15 protein-coding genes and 1 pseudogene are annotated in these 17,533 nt (G+C 63.5%); 11 read left to right on the top strand and 5 right to left on the bottom strand.

Annotated features, from left to right (window positions below; genetic code table 11):
- Nucleotides 1–127: 127 nt before the first annotated feature.
- Nucleotides 128–1,039 carry a site-specific tyrosine recombinase XerD gene (gene xerD / locus HRU92_RS12505; RefSeq protein WP_127754589.1) on the bottom strand — a complete coding sequence of 304 codons (912 nt, stop codon included), beginning with the start codon at nucleotides 1,037–1,039 and terminating at the stop codon, nucleotides 128–130.
- A 134-nt stretch (nucleotides 1,040–1,173) separates the two neighbouring features.
- A pseudogene (locus HRU92_RS12500) lies at nucleotides 1,174–1,308 on the bottom strand (histidine kinase); the annotation flags it as partial.
- Nucleotides 1,309–1,450: 142 nt separating this feature from the next.
- Between HRU92_RS12500 and HRU92_RS12495 the strand changes: the two are divergent.
- Together HRU92_RS12495 and aroB are read left to right on the top strand one after the other, a co-directional pair.
- A complete protein-coding gene (locus tag HRU92_RS12495) occupies nucleotides 1,451–2,035 on the top strand; it encodes a shikimate kinase (RefSeq protein WP_172125689.1) in 585 nt (194 codons plus the stop codon).
- A gap of 2 nt (nucleotides 2,036–2,037) precedes the next feature.
- Nucleotides 2,038–3,150, top strand: a complete 1,113-nt coding sequence (gene aroB, locus HRU92_RS12490) for a 3-dehydroquinate synthase (protein ID WP_172125691.1) — start codon at nucleotides 2,038–2,040, stop codon at nucleotides 3,148–3,150.
- A 191-nt stretch (nucleotides 3,151–3,341) separates the two neighbouring features.
- Here aroB and HRU92_RS12485 read toward each other — a convergent pair whose 3' ends face one another.
- Complete coding sequence (locus tag HRU92_RS12485; protein ID WP_127755353.1) at nucleotides 3,342–3,620, bottom strand: BolA family protein; 279 nt, start codon at nucleotides 3,618–3,620, stop codon at nucleotides 3,342–3,344.
- A gap of 44 nt (nucleotides 3,621–3,664) precedes the next feature.
- On the opposite strand from HRU92_RS12485, the gene HRU92_RS12480 reads away from it, so the two are divergent.
- The 4 genes from HRU92_RS12480 to HRU92_RS12465 all read left to right on the top strand — a co-directional run bounded on the left by HRU92_RS12480 (nucleotide 3,665) and on the right by HRU92_RS12465 (nucleotide 8,440).
- The gene (locus HRU92_RS12480) at nucleotides 3,665–4,294 is read left to right on the top strand and encodes a DnaJ domain-containing protein (protein ID WP_127754586.1); all 630 of its coding nucleotides are present in this window, start codon (nucleotides 3,665–3,667) and stop codon (nucleotides 4,292–4,294) included.
- Between the two features lie 92 nt (nucleotides 4,295–4,386).
- Nucleotides 4,387–5,370, top strand: a complete 984-nt coding sequence (gene cobS, locus HRU92_RS12475) for a cobaltochelatase subunit CobS (RefSeq protein WP_127754585.1) — start codon at nucleotides 4,387–4,389, stop codon at nucleotides 5,368–5,370.
- Nucleotides 5,371–5,558: 188 nt separating this feature from the next.
- Nucleotides 5,559–7,448 carry a cobaltochelatase subunit CobT gene (gene cobT, locus HRU92_RS12470; protein ID WP_127754584.1) on the top strand — a complete coding sequence of 630 codons (1,890 nt, stop codon included), beginning with the start codon at nucleotides 5,559–5,561 and terminating at the stop codon, nucleotides 7,446–7,448.
- Complete coding sequence (locus HRU92_RS12465; protein WP_173088264.1) at nucleotides 7,445–8,440, top strand: esterase-like activity of phytase family protein; 996 nt, start codon at nucleotides 7,445–7,447, stop codon at nucleotides 8,438–8,440. The genes cobT and HRU92_RS12465 overlap by 4 nt, the downstream gene beginning before the upstream one ends.
- 211 nt (nucleotides 8,441–8,651) lie before the next feature.
- On the opposite strand, the gene HRU92_RS12460 is transcribed toward HRU92_RS12465, so the two are convergent.
- Together HRU92_RS12460 and rpmB are read right to left on the bottom strand one after the other, a co-directional pair.
- Nucleotides 8,652–9,287 (bottom strand): VUT family protein, encoded by a 636-nt coding sequence (locus HRU92_RS12460; RefSeq protein WP_127754582.1) that lies wholly within the window; start codon nucleotides 9,285–9,287, stop codon nucleotides 8,652–8,654.
- 689 nt (nucleotides 9,288–9,976) lie between these two features.
- The gene (rpmB, locus tag HRU92_RS12455; protein WP_127754581.1) at nucleotides 9,977–10,264 is read right to left on the bottom strand and encodes a 50S ribosomal protein L28; all 288 of its coding nucleotides are present in this window, start codon (nucleotides 10,262–10,264) and stop codon (nucleotides 9,977–9,979) included.
- Between the two features lie 229 nt (nucleotides 10,265–10,493).
- Here rpmB and HRU92_RS12450 point away from each other — a divergent pair, with 229 nt between their 5' ends.
- From HRU92_RS12450 to HRU92_RS12430, 5 genes are all read left to right on the top strand, one after another.
- Nucleotides 10,494–11,291, top strand: a complete 798-nt coding sequence (locus tag HRU92_RS12450) for a DUF3108 domain-containing protein (RefSeq protein ID WP_127754580.1) — start codon at nucleotides 10,494–10,496, stop codon at nucleotides 11,289–11,291.
- Between the two features lie 1,328 nt (nucleotides 11,292–12,619).
- Entirely contained in the window at nucleotides 12,620–15,697 is a 3,078-nt protein-coding gene (locus HRU92_RS12445; protein ID WP_173088262.1) for a helicase-related protein, read from the top strand.
- 3 nt (nucleotides 15,698–15,700) lie between these two features.
- Complete coding sequence (locus HRU92_RS12440; RefSeq protein WP_210258719.1) at nucleotides 15,701–16,111, top strand: RNA-binding S4 domain-containing protein; 411 nt, start codon at nucleotides 15,701–15,703, stop codon at nucleotides 16,109–16,111.
- A 148-nt stretch (nucleotides 16,112–16,259) separates the two neighbouring features.
- Nucleotides 16,260–16,598 (top strand): ferredoxin FdxA, encoded by a 339-nt coding sequence (fdxA, locus tag HRU92_RS12435; RefSeq protein ID WP_172125747.1) that lies wholly within the window; start codon nucleotides 16,260–16,262, stop codon nucleotides 16,596–16,598.
- Nucleotides 16,599–16,910: 312 nt separating this feature from the next.
- Nucleotides 16,911–17,495: a CarD family transcriptional regulator gene (locus tag HRU92_RS12430; RefSeq protein ID WP_127754578.1), complete on the top strand. Its 585-nt coding sequence runs from the start codon at nucleotides 16,911–16,913 to the stop codon at nucleotides 17,493–17,495.
- Nucleotides 17,496–17,533: the final 38 nt, after the last annotated feature.

Raw genomic sequence — 17,533 nt, 5'->3', positions numbered from 1 at the left:
GGTCAATCTTTGACCCATGCCAATGGGCCGCTGCTGTTGCGCCCCAAAGTGGCCGGAAAGTGGCGAGGGCGTCTGTCTGAGTCAAGCGCCTTCGCAGCAGGGGGCCGCTCGGAACGCCGTGAAAGGTTTACGATCCGTCTGCCATTGGGTGGTGGGTTTCCACCAGATGGCGCAGTTTTTCGTCCAGCACATGGGTATAGATCTGGGTGGTTGAAATATCGGCATGGCCCAGCAGCATCTGCACCACGCGCAGATCGGCGCCACCCGCCAGCAGATGGCTGGCAAAGGCGTGCCGCAGCACATGGGGCGCTACCCGGCTGGCGCTGATCCCGGCCCGCGCTGCCAGCCCCTTGAGATCGCGCGCGAACACCTGGCGCGACAAATATCCCTCGGCGCCGCTCGCAGGAAACAGGAACACGCCCGGCTCAATGGTCTTGAGGTAAGCCTTGATCGCATCGCGTGCGCGATCATTGAGCGGCACGACGCGCTCCTTGTTGCCCTTGCCGCGCACGGTCAAAAAGCTGGCGTCGCGCATCACCGCCGCGCGCTTCAAACTCACCAGTTCGCTCACGCGCATGCCGGTGGCGTAAAGCAGCTCCAGCAGCACATAAAGCCGCAGGGCCGCGGCCTGCTTGGGCGCGGACGCCTCGGTGTTGGCTTCCGCTTCAGCCAAGGTCAGAAGCTTGTCGATCTCGGCGATCGACAGCACTTTGGGCAGGGCGCGCCGGCTTTTGGGGCTGGCGATAATGCGGGTGGGGTCGTCGGCCCGCAGATTGTCGGCGCACAAGAAGCGGTGGAACTGGCGAATGGCCGATAGGCGCCGTGCGCTCGAGGACGCCGACAGCCCACTTTGCTTGAGATGATCGAGATAAGCGGCGACTTCTTCGCGCTCCCCCGTCAGCAGCGTCTTGCCCTTGCCGGCCAGAAAGCCGGCATAGTCGGACAGGTCGCGCCGATAGGCATCGATCGTGTTTGGTGCCGCGCCCCGCTCGGCGCTCATCATTTCGAGAAACGCGCCGATCAGATGGGTGCCGCTCATGGGCTGGCCGGGGCCTCGGCCGGTGCAGCCTCGGCCGGTGCAGCATCCGCCGGTGCAGCAGGGGCGGGCTCGGCGGCTGGGGCGGGAGCTGGTGCGCGGGTTTGCCCCGGCAGGCCGGGCGCGCTTTCGCCCAGCAGCTCATTGGTGGGAATGCGGATCGTGGTTTCCTTGGGTGCCGGCTTGACGCTGAGGACCAGCGCGAACATGCCTGCATAAGCAAGGCCAACCAGGATGAGCAGGGTAACAAGGAGGCGGATCAGGGTGGGCATGGTTGTCCGGAATCTGTTCTGGGCGCGGGCACAGTACATGAAAATACCGGCAAATGCTTTCGATCTGGTTGGGAGCGTTGCTCGCTTCTTGACAGCGGCCGTCTCGCCCGCTTGATAGCGACCACCACATGGGGAGCCCCTTTTGTCCCGATCCACTGCGGCCAACCGGCAGGCCCAAGCCCAACTTCTTGTCGAGCTGCTGGATGGCAGGCCCCTGGCTCTCGTAGGCATGATGGGCGCAGGCAAGACCACTGTCGGCCGGCGCCTCGCCAATCGCATGGGCCGCCAGTTCCTCGATAGCGACGAGGAAATCGAAAAAGCCGCGCAAATGAGCATCCCCGAGATTTTTGCCCAACGCGGGGAAGCCGAATTTCGCGCCGGGGAAACCAGGGTGATTTCCCGGGTGCTCAAGCATCCCGACCTGGTGCTGGCCACGGGCGGTGGGGCTTTTGTGCATCCCGAAACCCGGGCCGTGCTCAAAAGCGAAGCGGTTTCGGTCTGGATCAAGGCCGATACGGACCTGTTGTTCCAGCGCGTGTCGCGCCGCTCCAACCGCCCGCTGCTGCAAACCGCCAATCCACGTGAAACATTGGAGCGGCTCGTCGAGGAGCGCTACCCCATCTATGCCGAGGCCGATGTGACCGTGGTATCGCGCGATGTGCCCCAGGAAACCGTAGCCAGCGACCTCGTGGAAGCCGTGCTCGCCTATCTGCAGGAAAAGCCATAGCCATGCCCGCCATCGCCCATACCGTTCATGTCGCCCTGGGCGAGCGTGCCTATGATATCCTGATCGGGGATCGCCTGCTCGAGGATGCCGGCGCCATTCTCGCCGAGCGTTTTGCCGGGCGCCGCTTTGGTATCGTCACCGACGCCACGGTCGCCCAGGCGCAGCTGCCGCGCCTGCAGCGCAGCCTTGATGCAGCGGGTCTCCTTCACACCCCCATCATCGTGCCGGCGGGCGAGGGCAGCAAATCCTGGACTCAGCTCCAATATGTCACCGAAGCCATTCTTGCCGCCCGGCTCGAGCGGGGCGATGCGGTGATCGCCCTTGGCGGCGGGGTGATCGGGGATCTCGCGGGCTTTGCCGCCTCCATCGCCCGACGCGGCATGGACTTGATCCAGATGCCCACTTCGCTCCTCGCCCAGGTCGATAGCTCGGTCGGGGGCAAGACCGGGATCAATTCGCCCCACGGCAAGAACCTGATCGGCGCCTTTCATCAGCCTCGCCTGGTGCTCGCCGATCTCTCCACCCTCGATACCCTCGCGCCCCGGCAATTTGCCGCCGGTTATGCGGAAGTCGTCAAATACGGGCTGATCGACGACGAAGACTTCTTTTTCTGGCTCGAAGCCAACCGCGCCGAAATTTTCGCCGGCGGAGCGGCCCGGGGTGAAGCTATCGCGCGCTGCTGCCGGCACAAGGCCCGCGTCGTCATCGAGGACGAGCGCGAGCAGGCCGTTCGGGCGCTGCTCAATCTGGGGCACACGTTCGGCCATGCGCTGGAAAAGGACACCGGCTTTGGCGATCGGCTGCTGCATGGCGAAGGGGTCGCCATCGGCATGGTGTTGGCGCACGCCTTTTCTGCCCGTTTGGGCCTCGCGCCGTCGCAGGACACCGGCCGGGTACAGGCGCATCTGCAGTCCGCGGGCCTGCCGACGCGCTTGGCCGATATCGCCGGGGGCGTCGGCTCCACCGAAACACTGATGGCCGCGATCGCGCAGGACAAAAAGGTCTCACGCGGCGCTTTGACCTTTATCCTGACCCGCGGCATCGGCCAGGCCTTCATTGAACGAAATGTTGATCCAGCTGCCGTGGCGCAGTTTTTGGACGATATGCGGGGCTGAGGCGTCCCGTTTGCTGTGGCCGGTTGCGGCGGAACGCTGGGCGTTCCGGTGCCAAGCGCACTGGCCCTCACCCTCCCCTTGTGGGGAGGGACGGGGAGGGGACTTCCAAGCTAAAAGCTGCGCTTTTGCCCCAAAGCGCTCTTTCAAAACGCAAGAACCCTTTCCATATGGAGGGTCCTCCCGCTACAATGCTAGCCCTTGTGATTTCCATCACTGGGCAGCACTTCGATGGCCAGCGCATGGACCCGGCTCTTGAGCTCGGCATCCAGCGCTTCCATAACGGCGCGGTGTTGCGCCACGCGAGGCTTCCCGTCAAACTGCCGGGTCGCGATTCTGACACGAAAATGGGTTTCACCCCCCTCCAGCCAACCGGCATGACCGCGATGCTTGTTGGATTCGTCGATCACTTCGAGGAATTCGGGTGAAAAGCGGTCGGTAAGCTTGGCTGTTATGGTGTCTTTAAAGGACATCGGGCTGAGGTTTCCATTGGTTTGAAGCAAAGTAACTAGGCGCAATGAAATCGCAATCCAAGCTCTTCGACCCCATCCGCATCCGGCCGCGTCGCGAAGCCAAGCCCGAACCCGTGGCCCAGCTCTGCGATTGGGAAGGCTGCGAGGAACCCGGCACCCACAAGGCCCCCAAGGGCCATGGTGCTGAAGGGCAGTACCACCATTTCTGCCTGCAGCATGTCCGTCACTACAACACGGCCTTCAACTTTTTTGCCGGCATGGAAAAGGACGCGCTGGAAGAAGCGCTCCATACCCCGCCCAAGGCGGAAAGCCGCTCGAGCTTTGCCACCGGCCAGCCCGGTGTGCGCGGATCGCGCGCTGCCAGCGCGGCCGGTATCCGCCCCGGCGACAAATATGGCGACCCGTTCGGGGTTTTTGCCCGTTATCGCCACCGCCAGGCCCAGACCCCGGCGGCCGAACGCGTCAAGCCCACCAATGAGCTCGACAAGCGCGCCCTTGAAACCCTGGGGATCATCGGTCCGCCCAAATCCGAAGAAATCAAGCGGGCCTACAAGACCCTGGTCAAGATCCACCATCCCGATGCCAATGGTGGCGACAAGTCCTCCGAAGAGCGGCTGCGCACCATTATCGCGGCCTATTCCCATCTCAAGAAATCGGGGTTCGTCGCCAAGTAGTTCGCCATGGCTCGGGCTACCGCCTCGGGCACAATGCTGCTATAGAGCCGCCGCATCCTTCCTTTGCCGTTCCATCTGCCCAAGAGCCCGCCATGAGTGAATTCACCAACCTGCCGGACACCCAATACCAGGCCCGGGATCTTTTCGGCATCGACACCGACCTGACCGTGCCCGGTTACGCCCAGCGCACCGAGCATGTGCCACCGGTTGATCCCGATTACCTGTTTGATCGCAACACCACGCTCGCGATCCTGGCTGGCTTTGCCTTTAATCGCCGCGTCATGGTGCAGGGCTATCACGGCACCGGCAAATCCACCCATATCGAGCAGGTCGCGGCCCGCCTCAACTGGCCGCTGGTGCGCGTCAACCTCGATAGCCACGTTTCGCGTATCGATCTCGTCGGCAAGGACGCGATCGTGCTCAAGGACGGCAAGCAGATCACCGAGTTCCGCGACGGCATCCTCCCCTGGGCGGTGCAGAACAATGTCGCTCTCGTATTCGACGAATATGACGCGGGCCGCCCCGACGTGATGTTCGTGATCCAGCGCGTGCTCGAAGTCGCGGGTCGCCTCACCCTGCTCGATCAGAACCGCGTGATCGTGCCCCATCCGGCATTCCGGCTGTTTGCGACCACCAACACCATTGGTCTGGGCGACACTTCGGGCCTTTACCACGGCACCCAGCAGATCAATCAGGGCCAGATGGACCGCTGGAGCCTTGTGACGACGCTCAACTATCTGCCCCATGACAAGGAAGTTGGCATTGTTCTGGCCAAGAACAAAACCTATGCCGAAAACGATCGCGGCAAAAAGCTCGTGTCCAACATGGTGCGCCTCGCTGACCTCACGCGCCAGGCCTTCATCAATGGCGATCTGTCCACGGTGATGAGCCCGCGTACCGTCATCACCTGGGCCGAAAACACCCAGATCTTCGGCGGCGATGTCGGCTTTGCCTTCCGCCTCACCTTCCTCAATAAATGCGACGAGCTCGAACGCCCCGTGGTCGCCGAGTTCTACCAGCGCGTGTTTGGCGAAGACCTGCCCGAAAGCTCCGCGAACCTGGCCGTCACGGCCTGATTTTTCTGCCGGACGGCTGCCGTCGGGTCCGTGATTGCTCCCCTCCCCCTTGAGGGGAGGGGCCGGGGGTGGGGGTCCATCGGTGATCGCCGAACCACCCCCACCCTCCCGCCGGCTAGGGAAGGGCGCCGAATCCAGACCTTGGTGGCAAACACGACCGCGCCAGCCGTAACCCACGAGCAACCAGCATGGCACAATCGCCCCGCAGCAAAGCCAACAAGCCCGATCAAACCCTGGCGTTCAAGACGGCCATGGGCGCCACCGTGCGCGCCATCGGGGGGAAGAGCGATCTTGAGGTCACCTTCACCGCCGACCGCCCGCTGCTGACGGCCGACAAGGCGCGTCTCGCCAATCTGCCCCGCCTGCCGACCCGGCGCGACATTGCCATTGCCCGCGGGCAGGGCGATGCCATGGCGATGCGGCTCGCGAGCCACGATCCCGAAGCGCACCGCAAGCGCTCCCCCATGGACCCGCAGGCCCGCGCCGCCTTTGATGCGCTCGAGCAGGCGCGCGTCGAGGCGCTGGGCTGCGTGCGCATGCCCGGCATGGTCGGCAATATCGGGGAAATGCTCGAGGATCGCCTGTTCCGCGCCAATTTCGCCGAAGTCACCGCCCGCGACGATGCCCCCATTGCCGAGGCCCTGGGCCTCTTGCTGCGCGAAAAGCTCGCCGGCGTGCCCGTGCCGCCCTCGGGCCATGCGCTGGTCGATCTGTGGCGCAGCGAGATCGAAAGCAAGGCGGGCACCTCGCTCGCGACGCTCCTCACCCGCTTTGAGGACCAGAACGAGTTCGGCAAGGCCGCCAAGGCGCTGCTGCGCGACCTCAATCTCGTGCCCGAAAGCGAAGTGGAAGACCCCAGCGACGCCGACGAGAGCGGCGAAGACGAGGGCCAGCCCGACCAGGCCCAGGGTTCCGATGAATCGCCCGAACAGGGCGAAGGCGAAAACGAGCAGACCGACAGCCAGCAGGAAGAGGCTGCCGGGGAATCGGAAGAAACCGGCGATGTTGAGGGCCTTGAATCGGATATGGCCGACGTCGACGAGGACGCTGCCGCCCAGGCCGGCGAGGACGCCCCCATGCCGCCCCCCGGCAAGGACGCCGGCACCCAGCTGACCAATCAGTTCAACTACAAGGTCTTCACCACCAAATATGACGAGATCGTCAAGGCGGCCGAACTCTGCCCGCCCGACGAGCTCGACCAACTGCGTGCCCTTCTGGACAAGCAGCTCGAAAACCTCGCCGGTGCCGTCGCGCGCCTCGCCAACAAGCTGCAGCGCCGCCTCATGGCCAAGCAGAATCGCTCCTGGCAGTTCGACCTTGAGGAAGGCGTGCTCGATACCGCCCGCCTCACCCGCGTCGTCACCGATCCCATGCAGGCGCTGAGCTTCAAGGTCGAGAACGACACCGATTTCCGCGACACGGTGGTCACCCTCCTCATCGATAATTCCGGCTCCATGCGCGGCCGGCCGATCACCATCGCCGCTATCTGCGGCGACATTCTCGCGCGCACGCTCGAGCGCTGCGGCGTCAAGGTCGAGATCCTGGGGTTCACCACCCGCGCCTGGAAGGGCGGCAAGTCGCGTGAAGCCTGGCTCGAAGCTGGTCGCCCCGCCAATCCCGGCCGCGTCAACGATATCCGGCACATCATCTACAAGGCCGCCGACGAGCCCTGGCGCCATGCCCGGCGCAATCTCGGGCTGATGATGCGCGAGGGGCTGCTCAAAGAAAATATCGATGGCGAGGCGCTCGAATGGGCCCGCAAGCGCCTGATGGCCCGCCCGGAAGCCCGCCGCATCCTCATGGTCATTTCCGATGGCGCGCCGGTTGATGACTCGACCCAGTCGGTCAACGCCGGCAATTACCTCGAAGCCCATTTGCGCCAGGTGATCGAGGACATCGAAACGCGCTCGCCCATCCAGCTCGTTGCCGTGGGCATCGGCCATGACGTGACGCGCTATTATCGCCGGGCCGTCACCCTGCTCGATGCCGAGGAACTAGCCGGCGCGCTCACCGATGAGCTTGCGGCGCTGTTTGACGAGGAACTGCCCACCCAAACCCGCCGCCGGGGCCGGGGTTGAGGGTAGGCCTGGCACTGCTGCTTGGCTTGCTGCTGCTGGCCTGCTCACCGGGCCAGGCTGGGGAATCCACCACGGTGGGGGCGGTGCAGATCGCCCAGTTCGGCAATTCCGCACTCGACCAGCCTGCCGGCAAGCTGATCTGGCGGGGCGGCATTGCCCTTGTTAGCCAGCACGACGATTTCGGCGGCCTGTCTGGCGTCACCTTCACCAGCCCCGATCAGCATGTGGTGTTTGTGTCTGATCGCGGCCAGTTCGTGTCGGGCCAGCTCGCCTATGACGACCACAATCGCCTGCTCGGCCTGCTCGGTGTGCAGGTTGCGCCGATGCAAAATTCCAGCGGCGCGCCGCTGCCCCGCCAATATGCCCGGGATGCGGAATCGGTCGAAACCGTGCATCGCGACGGCGCGCCCGTGGCGGTGCGCGTCAGTTTTGAACACCTGACCCGCGTCGCCGATTTCGCCCTCACCGATGGCGTCCCCGACGGGCCGGCGCGGGAAGTCACCATTCCCCAGTGGCTCAGCGATAATCGGTCCAATGAAACGCTGGAATCGGTGTGCATCGCGCCCACATCGTCACCCGTGGCCGGCTCGACGCTCCTCATCACCGAAGCCATCATGGATGAGGCGGGCAATCACCGCGCCGAGCTTTTGGGGCAAACCGACAAGGGTTCGCTTTCGCTGGTCCCCACCCCCGGCCGCGTGCCCACCGATTGTGCCTTTCTGCCTAATGGCGACCTTCTGGTGCTCGAGCGCGGGATTGCCTTTATCGCCTTCACCATGGGCCTGCGCCGCATCCCGGCCGAACTGGTGCGCCCGGGCAGCGTCATGCAGGGTGAGCTGATCCTCGAAGCCAGCGGCGGCACCATCGACAACATGGAAGCCCTTGCTGTCCACACTGCCCCAGACGGGGAAACCCGCATCCTCATCGGCTCGGACAACAATTTCAACGACTGGCAGCGCACCCTGCTCTTGGAATTCGGCGTGCCCGAATAGGCGGAGCTTCGCCCGGCCATTCGCCCAAATGGGCACCAACGCCACCCCACCCCCGGTGTCACCCCGGCCTTGAGCCGGGGCCCATCTCGAGATTTCTCCCCACGCCGCCAGCTGCCCGTGCCCGCCACCTCAGGATGGATCCCGGCTCAAGGCCGGGATGACAGCTGTGGGGAGGATGTCTTGGTGCCCTGCTCGTCGGCGGGTGCGTATCTTAAGCCAGCGCCGTGCTCCGCCCGGCCAGCCAACCGCGCAGCGTCTTGTAGGGCGCGAGCAGCAGCAGCGCGAGGATGAGCTTGACCAAAAAGTCCCCGAGGCCCAGCGACACCCAGAGCGGCACTTCGGTCCCGACGCCGAGCAGCGGTGCCCCGAAGCCCAGCGAGCCGTCTTCGCGGCCAAACATCGTGTCGAGCACGGCAAAGGCCGGGCTCATCGCCAGGGTGAAAAAGATCATCGTGTCGAGTGCCGAGCTCACCAACGAGGAGAAGATGGGCGCCTGCCACCAGGCGCCATTGCGCAGGCGATCGAAGATGGAAATGTCGAGAAACTGTGCCAGCAGGAACGCCGTGCCCGAAGCAATGGCGATGCGTGGCGTGGCAAGATAGATCGAGAGGATCACCGCCACTGCAAAGCCGGCGACCACCGCAACCCGCGCCCTCGCCGGGCCAAAGGCGCGGTTGGTGAGGTCGGTGACCAGGAATGCCACTGGATAGGTGAAGGCACCCCAGGTCAGGATATCGCCCAGATTGACCGAGCCGATCTCGAACCCGACGGGATATTGCACAAGGATATTGGACGCGGCGACAACCGCCACCATGGCGGCCACAGCCGCCAAGAAACGAGCACGCATGGAATGCACCTCAAAAAACCGCTGACCGGCAACAGACCGGGGCAGGGCGCTGTCTACCTCCTCCGAGCCCGCGGTGCCACCCCGAAAAACAGTCGAGCTTGATTTGCACCGGCCATCGCAGTCGACACCCTCCCCCCTCGCGGGGAGGGATCAAGGGAGGGGGGCGGCTGGCCCGGGCAAGGCGGCTTCCACACCCCCACCTATCCTCCCCCGTCGAGCGGGAGGCGCTGCATCCCGCGCCTGGCCAGTTTGTGCCCGTTTCGATCGCTACGATTAAAACTGGCGTGCGTAGTCAGGCCTTCCCTCCCCCTTGAGGGGAGGGACCAAGGGAGGGGGTGATGCGGTTCAAGCACCGACCGACCCCCACCCCAGCCCTCCCCTCAAGGGGGAGGGAGGCCCAGCGGCGAAATCTAGCGCCAAACACTAATTGCGGAGAACACCGATCTCGCAGTCAACACCCTCCCCCTCGCGGGGAGGGATCAAGGGAGGGGGGCGGTTGGCCCCGGTACGGTGCCTCTCGCACCTCCACCCATCCTCCCCCGTCAAGGGGGAGGTGCGCATCGCGCACTTGGTCACTCCGGCCCAACCTCACGGCTGCAAGGCACCCGGCAGAACAAAAGTCAAAAACAACAAAAAACCGCGCCGGGGTTTACCCGACGCGGTTCAAAAATTCAGTTCGGCTCGAAAGCTCAGGCGGCCGCGAGGCTCGCGCGAATTTCCTTCTTGATGCCCAGCGCCAGCGGCGACAGATCGGCATCGGCCTGCTTGAGCAGGAATGCATCCAGCCCACCGCGGTGCTCGACGGTGCGCAGGGCTGCAGCGCAGATGCGCAGCTTGACCGGGCGACCCAGTGCTTCGGACAGCAACGTCACATTGAGCAGATTGGGGAGAAAGCGGCGGCGGGTACGGTTAAGGGCGTGGGAAACATTGTTTCCGGTCATTACGCCCTTGCCGGTCAGTTCACAGCGACGTGCCATTTGATATATCCTGTTTGTGTAAAGGTCCTGCGTGGCGGAACAGTCCGCAACGGGCCTCGATTGTCGGGAAATCTGCGGGTTCTTTAGAGAAAAGGGCCCCCGGCGTCAAGGCAAGCGCGGCTCAACCCGGCGCGAGCGCCTTGCACCTCATCCCCGGGCACGGCAGTTTGCACTCCTGTGTTGATTCGCTGCGCTGCTGGCGCAATGCCTGCTTGGAGAGTTAATCAGCGTGTTTCTGTCTCGCTTCACTCGTGGCCTTGTTGTTGCTGGCCTGTCTGCTGTCCTTTCTATGCCCGCCCTGGCGCAGTCGCAGTCCGTGGATGCCCGCGCCAGCTATGTGCTGACGCTGGGAGGCATCAATATCGCCGCGATGGATGTCGACCTGCTCGATGATGGTGCCCGCTACAGCCTTGATCTCAAGGCCAATGTCGCCGGCCTGGGCTCGCTCGTTGCCAGCGGCACCGCCACAGCCAGTTCAGCCGGCCGCTCGACAAGCCCGCAATTGAGCTCGGACAAGTTCGCCCTTGAAACCCGGGCCAATGGCGAGCTGTTCAATGTCGATGTCTCCTTTGCGCGGGGCGCTGTCGCCGCGTTCAAGGTCAACCCGGCCATTGTCGACAACTATGACCGTATCCCGATCGAGCGCAGCCATCTCGGCGGTGTGGGCGATTTTCTCTCCGCCTTTGTGATCAAGGGCGGCACACTCGACAAAAGCCTGTGCCAGCGACGTACCGGCATCTTCACGGGCGTCGAGCGCTTCGATATTGCGATGACCCCGGCTGGCACCGACGAAGCAACCTCCCCGCGTACCGGCTATCAAGGGCCGGTCGTGCTCTGCAGCGTGCGCTATATTCCCATCTCGGGCCATTTCACTACGTCCGAGATCACCAATTACCTCGCCGAGAACGGCCGCATCGTCATCTGGTACGCTCCCCTCGGCGCCACCGGCTATTTCATCCCTTATCGCGTGCTGCTCGGCACCAATATGGGCGATCTCTCCATGGTCCTCACCGGCATGCGCTTCTAAGCCAAGGCAACGGCACCGCTGCCACTGACGCGGGCGGGCCAGCATTTGGCGGTGGCATGGGTGCACCAACCCTTCCGCCCCCCACTGTCACCCCGGCCTCGAGCCGGGGCCCATCCCGAAATGCCTCACTGCGCCGCTAGATCGTGGATTGCGGCCACAGCAACCGTGCACAAAACCACCACCTCAAGCTGGATCCCGGCTCAAAAGCGGGAGCGACACCGTCTGGGGAGGCGGACTAGGGGGCAAGTGCACCGGCTAGTCGCGTAAGCCGCGCCTCTCACCCCTGCAGCCCCACCACTCACACCCTGTACGGTCCAGTCCCTAGTCCCCTCCCGCTCGTATAGCTGCCCCTGGCAAGCCATCAGCACTCCCACACCCCAGATTGTAAACCCCGGCCTTGAGCCCGGGTTCATCCACGAGATCCTAGACCGGGGGGAGGTGGTGGAACCCTCGCCAAGCCTTGCCCATGTCACCCTGCCGCCCAGTCCCGCCCTGGCACGGTCAACGGTTTTTTCCTTAACAGCTGCTCCCCGCCGGCCCGTCCCACCTGGGCGCAATGGTAAACATCACCACCGCTCCGCGAAAAAATGCAGCAACGATCGCGCAAGACTCCCCAATTCCTGCAGCCCGTTAACCCCTCAGCAGCACTGGTGAACCGCTTTTGAGGCATTCAGCATCCTTTTCGCCGGTGCCGACGCACTCTTGTGTCCCGCCAGCCCCGAGCGTCTATAGCTTGGGGTGAACAAACCGGGATTCGCGCCTTTGCTGCGATTCTCCCCCTGTTCGTTCACGCTATGGTTCACACCTTGCGCCGCCAGTCCAAACCCCGCCGAAACGTCCCAGATCGGGACAGCGCCGATTTTCCACCCGCCATTGTTCTCCAACATTCCATCTCCCCAGGCACCTTGCCCCACGCCGTCCCAATCTGGGACAGTCAATGGCGCCAAGGCTTAACGCCGGCTTTCACACGGCCCAGAATGCGCCTGTCCAATGGTTACGGGGATAAGTTTCTTAGTCCCGCCGAGCTTAACGAGCGGGTCACTTCCGCCCCGGTTCAGGACGCGTTCATAATCCGTTCATCTTTGTGTACGCTTTGTGGCAACTTGGGCGCCGCCGCCGATCTCACTTGTGGGTCCCGATAAGTTATCCCCACCAGCTCTGGTGTGGAACAAACCCGCATTCCCCCGTTCGCGCCGATTCGGGCCCCGTTCGTTCCCGCACTGTTCGAAAGCCGAAAACTAGGCTAGAACCGCGCCCGATCCTGTCCCCGATTGGGACACGCGCCCACCCCTCGCAACCGCCGATGCGAGACCCTACATAGCAGGGCAATGAGCTTTTCATCCTCCTCCTCGCTCAAAGCGATTCTCGGCCCCACCAATACGGGCAAGACCTATTTCGCCATCGAACGCATGCTGGCCCATCCCACCGGGATGATCGGCCTGCCCCTGCGCTTGCTCGCGCGGGAGGTGTATACGCGTGTCGTTGAGCGCGTCGGCGTGCAGGCCGTGGCGCTGGTGACCGGCGAGGAGCGCATCGTTCCGGCCAAGCCACGCTTCTGGGTTTGCACCGTCGAGGCGATGCCCACCGATATCCGCGTGGATTGCGTCGCCATCGACGAAATCCAGACAGCGATGGACTTCGACCGCGGTCATGTGTTCACCGATCGCATCCTCAATGCCCGGGGCACCCACGAAACGCTGCTGCTGGGTGCCGCCACCATGGCGCCAGTGATCCGCAAGCTCTTGCCCAATGCCGAGATCATCGACCGCCCACGCTTTTCCCAGCTGACCTATGCCGGCTCCAAGAAGATCTCGCGCCAACCGACGCGCTCCGCCATTGTCGCCTTCTCGGCCCGACAGGTTTACGCCATCGCCGAATTGATCCGGCGCGAGCGCGGTGGCGCCGCGGTGGTGATGGGTGCGCTGTCCCCGCGCACCCGCAACGCCCAGGTCGACATGTACCAGAATGGCGATGTGGATTTCCTGGTCGCCACCGACGCCATCGGCATGGGGCTCAATCTCGATATCCACCATGTTGCCTTTGCCGACGACACCAAATTCGATGGTCACCAGAGCCGCCCGCTGACCGCCGCCGAGCTCGGTCAGATCGCCGGCCGGGCCGGTCGCCACGCCCGCAATGGCACCTTCGGCGTCACCGGCGGCACCGAGCCATTTGAGGAAGAAATGATCGTTGCGCTCGAAACGCACGACTTCGACCCCATCAAAGTGCTGCAATGGCGCAACAATCGGCTGGATTTCTCATCGATCGCCGCGCTCCGGGATAGCCTCGAAATGGCGCCCGAGCACCGCAGCCTTACCCGGGTACCGGTAGCCACCGACCAGCATGCGCTTGAGTTCGTCGCGCGCAACGAGGCGGGGCAGCTGGCGCGAGGGCTCGATGGGGCCCGGCTGCTGTGGGAGTGCTGCCAAATCCCGGATTACCAAGGGATTTCTCCGGCGGCGCATGGGGAAATCGTCACGCGGATCTATTCGGACCTGATGCGCCGCGGCGCCGTCAACGCCGATTGGCTGGCCGAACAGGTCCGGTTTTGCGACAATGCCAGCGGCGATATCGACACGCTTTCCAACCGCATCAAGCAGATCCGGACCTGGACCTTTGTCGCGAACCGCAAAAACTGGCTTGCAGACCCGGCTCATTGGCGCGAAAAGACCCGTGATATCGAGGATCGGCTGAGCGACGCTCTCCATGAGCGTCTGACCCAGCGGTTCGTCGACCGCCGCACTAGCGTGCTGCTCCGCCATCTGAAAGACAAACGCATGGTATCTCCCGAGATCAATGACCGAGGCGAAGTGCGCCTTGAAGGCCACCTGATCGGCACCCTGGAAGGCTTCCGCTTTACCCTGGCGCGCAATGACGGGGATGTTGACGCCAAGGGCCTGCGCGCCGCGGCGGATCACGCCGTGGCGCCCGAAATTCGCAATCGTGCCGATCGGCTTGCGGGCGCGCCAAACGAGGAAATCGTGCTGGCCACGGATGGCCGGCTGCGCTGGAAGGGCGATCTAGTCGCCGAATTACTTGAAGGCGACAGCCTGCTGCGGCCGCGTATCCTGCTGCTGGCCGATGAAACACTGACCGGCCCCGATCTTGAGCGTGTGCAGGATCGGCTCAACCTTTGGCTGCGTCACCACATCAATACCGTGCTTGAAGGCGTAATGGCGCTTGAAGCGCCCCCTGATCTTGAAGGCGCCGCCCGCGGCATTGCCTTCCAGCTGTTCGAAAATCTCGGCATCCTGCCCCGCTCCGCCGTAAGCGACGAGGTCAAGGGGCTTGATCAGGACGTCCGCGGCAAGCTGCGCAAGCTGGGCATCAAGTTTGGTGCTTATCACCTTTACCTGCCGCTTTCGCTCAAGCCTGCTCCACGGGAGCTGGCGCTGATCCTTTATGCGCTCAAGCATGGCGGCGTCAGGCAGCCGGGCGTTTCGGACATCCCGCATATCGTGCTGTCGGGTCGCACCTCCTTTCTGGTGGACCCGGAAGTCGATACGCGCCTGTACGAGGTGGCGGGTTTCAAGGTCGCGGGCAAGCGCGCCGTTCGTATCGACATCCTCGAGCGGCTTGCCGACATCATCCGCCCGCTGATCGCGATCGACCCCGGCCATTACCAGGGTGAAGTTCCTGTCGGCGCGGCGGAAGGCAATGGCTTCCGCGTGACCGTCGAAATGACCTCGCTGCTGGGCTGTTCGGGCGAGGACTTTGCCTCGATCCTGCAGTCGCTTGGTTATCGCCTGCGCCGGACGCTCAAGCCGGTCGCGGCTCCAGAAGCAGCGGCTACGGAAAGCGCAACGCCAGCCGAGGCCAGCGCGGAAGCGCCGGCCCTCGAGCAGACACTCGCCGACAATCCCAGCGAAGTGGAACCTAGCGGCGAGTCGTCCGAACCTGCCGTTGAGCTCGTGCCCGAGCCCCTGGCGCTCGACATTCCTGATACCACCATCATCGAGGCCACGGCACCGGTGGGCGACGAAATTGCCGCCCCCATCGCTGAAGCTGCAAACACCGAAAATGCCGCTCCTGCCGAGCCTGAATGGGATGAAGTCTGGTTCCCCGGCGGCAAGCGCCCCGACAACCGCCGCCAGCAAGGTGGCCGTCGCGGTGGTGCCGAAGGTGGGGAAGCGGAGAGCCGGCCACGTCAGGATCGTCAGCGTCAACCGTCCCGACGCCGCCCCGAAGGGGAAGTCCAGGATTTGTCCAAGCGTCGTCCAGCGGGCGAAGTGCAGGACTTGTCCAAGGCCCAGCATCTCAAGCCAAAACCCGAAGGCAGGCGCTTCGACAAGCCGCGCAGCGATGCGCCACGCGTTGACAAGCCCGTGCGCGAAAAGCGCGAAGTTGCCTTCGACCCCGACAGCCCGTTCGCAGCGCTGGCGGCGTTGCGCAACAAGAAGGACTAGCGCTTGGCGGGGCCGATCGAGCCAGCCGTCCGCAAGGAGCGGCTCGATAAGTTCCTGTTTTTTGCGCGCGCCCTTAAGTCGCGCACCCTCGCGCAGAAAACTATCGAGGCGGGCGCCGTGCGGGTCAATTCCGAGCGCACCTTGAGCAGTGATCACCGGGTGGGCGTGGGTGACGTTTTGACCATGACCCTGCATGGCCGCATCATGATCTGGAAGATTCTTGATGTGGGTGAGCGGCGGGGACCGGCCAGCGAAGCTGCAGAGCTTTACCAAGACCTGTCGCCTCCCCCGTTGCCGCGGGAGGCACTATCGCCCTTCGAGCGGGCGGTGGGAGAGCGGGTGGCCGGCTCGGGGCGACCCACCAAGAAAGAACGTCGCGATACCCATCGGCTGATCGAGGACCCCGACGAATAAAAGGAACAGCTTTGCGCGCTCACCCAGGAAGCGGCAATTGGCTGCTCTCCTCCAACCTTGCGATGTAGGGAAAAAGCGTTTAGCACCGGCGCAACGCCTGCCGGCGATCTCCGTTGACCCTTGTGTCCGCTCCGAAAAGCCCGCCTCCATGACCTATATCGTCACTGACAACTGCATTAAGTGCAAATATACCGACTGCGTCGAAGTGTGTCCGGTTGACTGCTTCTACGAGGGCGAGAACATGCTCGTCATCCATCCCGACGAGTGCATTGATTGCGGCGTGTGCGAGCCGGAATGTCCCGCCGAAGCCATCAAGCCGGACACTGAAAGTGGCTTGGACGCCTGGCTCGAGATCAACACCAAATTCTCTGCAATCTGGCCGAACCTCTCGGAACGCCGCGATCCGCCTGCGGATGCCAAGCAGCATGACGGTGAAGCTGGCAAGTTCGAGAAGTACTTTTCTGAAGCGCCCGGCGAAGGCGACTGACGGTCCCAACCCTCGGCCACATGGTAATCGACAAAGCAATGCGGCTTAGTTGCCGCACTGATTCGTTCTTTTTGATTTTGCCGAATTTTTGTGCTAGGGTGTTGCTTGTCTGCAGTTGAGCTCATCTTCAACCGTGCCCGCGGGCACGACTTCTGGCTACATCGCTAGAGGCATGGCGTTCCGGCAAAGCGGACCGGAACGATCGTGGAGCTCGACTGCTGCAGCGCCTGCGCCGCGGGCAAGCAGAGTTAATGTGGACGGTCCTTCCCGCCGGGAACTGTCCACTGGGGCGTCAACAAGGAGTTCCACCATATGGTAGCCAAGAAGTCACAGCAGCGGCTGGGGTTCAAGACCGGCGAGTATGTCGTTTATCCCGCACATGGCGTCGGCATGATCGTGTCGATCGAAGAACAAGAAGTTGCTGGTCTCACTCTCGAGTTGTTCGTCATCAGCTTCGAGCAGGACAAGCTTACCTTGCGCGTTCCCGTAGCCAAGATCAAGTCCGTTGGCATGCGCAAGCTGGCCGAAGAGGACATGGTCAATCAGGCCCTTCATACCGTAACCGGCCGGGCCCGTGTCAAGCGCACCATGTGGTCGCGTCGCGCCCAGGAATATGAAGCGAAGATCAATTCGGGTGATCTGATCGCCATTTCCGAAGTGGTGCGCGACCTGTATCGCTCCGAAGAACAGCCCGAGCAGAGCTATTCGGAACGCCAGCTGTTTGAACAGGCCATGGATCGCATGAGCCGTGAAATCAGTGCCGTGAACCGCCTGACACTGACCGAAGCGGTGCAGCTGATCGAAAAGAATCTTGCCAAGTCGCCCAAGCGCACCAAGGCCGACGCTGCTGATGCAGGCGACGCGGCCGACGCGAGCGACGAGGAAGCTGCCGCGTAATCCGCCGCAGCGTTGGAGTTGAAAGGGTCGGCGCCAGC

The organism is Devosia sp. 1635 (assembly GCF_013185955.1).
Lineage (GTDB): Bacteria > Pseudomonadota > Alphaproteobacteria > Rhizobiales > Devosiaceae > Devosia.
The sequence above is the reverse complement of the archived record's forward strand: the minus strand, read 5'-3'. Positions and strand labels throughout refer to the sequence as shown.